Below are 3,072 nucleotides of genomic sequence, written 5' to 3' on the forward strand. Positions count from 1 at the left end.
ATCGAAACGAAAACAGCTTCGACCACATTATTACCATCGAAGACCCGATTGAGTTTATCCACCAACACAAAAACTGCATCATCACCCAACTTGAAATCGGTGTAGATACAGAAAATTGGCCGATTGCATTGAAAAATACCCTGCGCCAAGCGCCGGATGTTATCCTGATTGGTGAAATCCGCGACCGCGAGACCATGGACTACGCCATTTCCTTCGCAGAAACCGGCCATTTGTGTATGGCAACACTGCACGCCAACAGTACCAACCAAGCGCTCGACCGCATCATCAACTTCTTCCCCGAAGAGCGCCGTACCCAGTTGCTGACCGACTTATCGCTCAACCTGCAAGCCTTTATTTCACAACGACTGATTCCCCGTGAAAGCGGACGGGGTCGTGTGGCGGCGGTCGAAGTTTTGCTCAATTCGCCAATTATTGCCGACTTGATTCAAAAAGGCGAAGTCCACAACATCAAAGAAATGATGAAAAAATCAACCGGCATGGGCATGATCACTTTTGACCAAGCCTTGTATGATTTGTATGAAAACGGCGATATCAGTTATCAAGACGCCATTAAAAATGCCGACTCCGCTCATGATTTGCGCTTAGACATTCAATTACGAAGCCGTCGTGCGCAAAATGCCGGTCCGGATTTAGAATTGATTTAACAGCTTCAAAGCATAAAAAAGGCCGTCTGAAACCTTACTACGAGTTTCAGACGGCCTTTATTCCATCAAATAATCAAGCCTGTTTCAGTTTTGCATCGGCATCACGCAATGCAGTGCGCAGACCTTCTTCGATAACCGGATGGTAGAACGGCATATCCAACATTTGCGGAATCGTCATCTTCATTTGATGCGCCCAAGCCATCAAGTGTGCCAAATGTTCGGCAGCAGGGCCGACAATTTCCGCACCAATGAAACGGCCGGTCGCTTTCTCAGCATACAAACGCATATGGCCTTTGTTTACCAACATAACGCGGCTGCGGCCTTGGTTTCGGAAGGAAACTTCACCGATGACAAACTCATCAGGCTGATATTTCTCCGCAACTTGCGCGTATTTCAAACCGATAGTGGCAATTTGCGGACTGGTAAATACCACGCCGATTACGCTACGGCGCAAACCGCCCTCAATATTCGGGAAAATAGCGGCATTGTGACCGGCAATTTTGCCTTGGTCAGAAGCTTCATGCAGCAGAGGCAGTTGGTTGGATGCATCGCCTGCGATAAAGATGTGCGGAATGCTGGTTTGCATGGTCAGCGGATCGGCAACAGGCACGCCACGTGCATCTTTTTCGATATTCAGGTTTTCCAAACCGATATTGTCCACGTTCGGACGGCGACCGGCGGCAGCCAAAGCATATTCGGCATGGAATATACCTTTTTCGCCATCTTGTTCCCAATGAACTTCAACATTGCCTTCTGCGTCCAATTTGACTTCGGTTTTGGCATCCAAATGCAAGGTCAACTCTTCACCAAAAACGGTTTTGGCTTCTTCAGCGACAACAGGGTCGGAAATACCGCCAATAGCGCCTGCTACGCCAAAAATTTCAACTTTTACGCCCAAACGGTGCAAAGCCTGACCCAACTCTAAGCCGATTACACCAGGACCGAATACGGCCACACTCTTAGGCAGGGTATCCCAAGAGAAAACATCATCGTTCACAATCAAGCGATCGCCCAAAACTTCCCACTGAGGGAAAATCACAGGGCGCGAACCGGTAGCAATCACAAAACTTTTTGCAGTGATTTGAGTGTGGTCATCGATTTGGACGGTGTGTTCGTCAACAAATTTTGCCGTACCCATAATACGCTTGTCGGCAGGCCACTCTTCTACATCACTGACTACAAAACCAACAAAACGGTCGCGTTCGGACTTCACGCGGTGCATGACTTCTTCGCCGTTTACCGTTACGCTGTCTTTATCCAAATGCACGCCAAACGGATCGGTATGCAGAGCATGATGGCGCGCTTCCGCAGCTGCAATCAGCAATTTGGACGGCATACAGCCGACACGCGCACAAGTTGTTCCGAATACATTGTTTTCAATCAGGTAAACATTATCTGTATGAAGTCGAGCATTGCGAAATGCGCCCATACCGGCTGTACCGCCACCCAGTACTACCACATCTGCTTGAATTTTTTTCATATTTTATCCTTACTGTCTATATCCAAACCGATATTGCCATCAGGTTATCCGTTTTCAGACGGCCTAAACTTCATAAACTATCAAAATTTAAAAATCAATAGCCAATATCTAAATATCGATTTAAAACAATAATCTCAAATTCTACTTGTAAATATAGAGTTATTCAGAACGCCGATTTGCAAACGTCGTCTGAATAACTCTATATTTGGGTCTTTCAGACGGCCTTTTCAAGCCGTCTTAAGCATACAGGCAATTAGTTTTTAGCCAAGTAAGCTTCCAAGTCTTCGCTGCCACCGATGTATTTACCGCCGATGAATACTTGAGGAGCAGTCATCTTGCCGGTAATAGCGCGTACGGAAGTAACAGTTGCATCTTTGCCCAATACGATTTCTTCGTAAGACAAGCCTTTGTCTTGCAGCGCTTTTTTAGCTTTAGCACAGAATTGGCAGCCAGGTTTGGTGAAGATGGCAACAGACTCTTGAGCTTTCCAGTCAGGAGCAATGTATTTCAACATAGTGTCAGCGTCAGACACTTTGAAAGGATCGCCTGGCTCTTCAGGTTCGATAAACATTTTTTCAATCACGCCGTCGTTAACCAGCATGGAGTAACGCCAAGAGCGTTTGCCGAAGCCCAAGTCTTCTTTGCCAACCAACATGCCCATGCCTTCAGTGAATTCACCATTACCATCAGGAATCATGTAGATGTTGTCAGCTTCTTCTTCAGCAGCCCAAGCGTTCATTACGAAAGTGTCGTTTACAGATACGCAGTAGATTGCGTCAACACCGTTTTCTTTGAACGCGCCAAACAATTCGTTGTAGCGTGGCAGGTGAGAAGAAGAGCAAGTTGGAGTAAATGCGCCAGGCAGAGAGAACACGACTACTTTTTTGCCTTTGAACAAATCATCAGTAGAAACATCTTTCCAAGTGT

The 3,072-nt window shown here is 46.5% G+C and carries 3 protein-coding genes; 1 reads left to right on the forward strand and 2 read right to left on the reverse strand.

Annotation, left to right across the window (positions count from 1 at the left end):
- A partial coding sequence (locus ACTHUE_RS14230) for an ATPase, T2SS/T4P/T4SS family (protein ID WP_440423809.1) occupies positions 1–665 on the forward strand: 665 nt, incomplete at its 5' end.
- A 73-nt stretch (positions 666–738) separates the two neighbouring features.
- On the opposite strand, the gene ACTHUE_RS14235 is transcribed toward ACTHUE_RS14230, so the two are convergent.
- Entirely contained in the window at positions 739–2,145 is a 1,407-nt protein-coding gene (locus ACTHUE_RS14235; protein ID WP_070459864.1) for a dihydrolipoyl dehydrogenase, read from the reverse strand.
- A 253-nt stretch (positions 2,146–2,398) separates the two neighbouring features.
- Positions 2,399–3,072: redoxin family protein (locus ACTHUE_RS14240; RefSeq protein ID WP_440423812.1), on the reverse strand; the 674-nt coding region annotated here is incomplete at its 5' end.

This window comes from Neisseria sp. P0021.S005 (assembly GCF_051956955.1).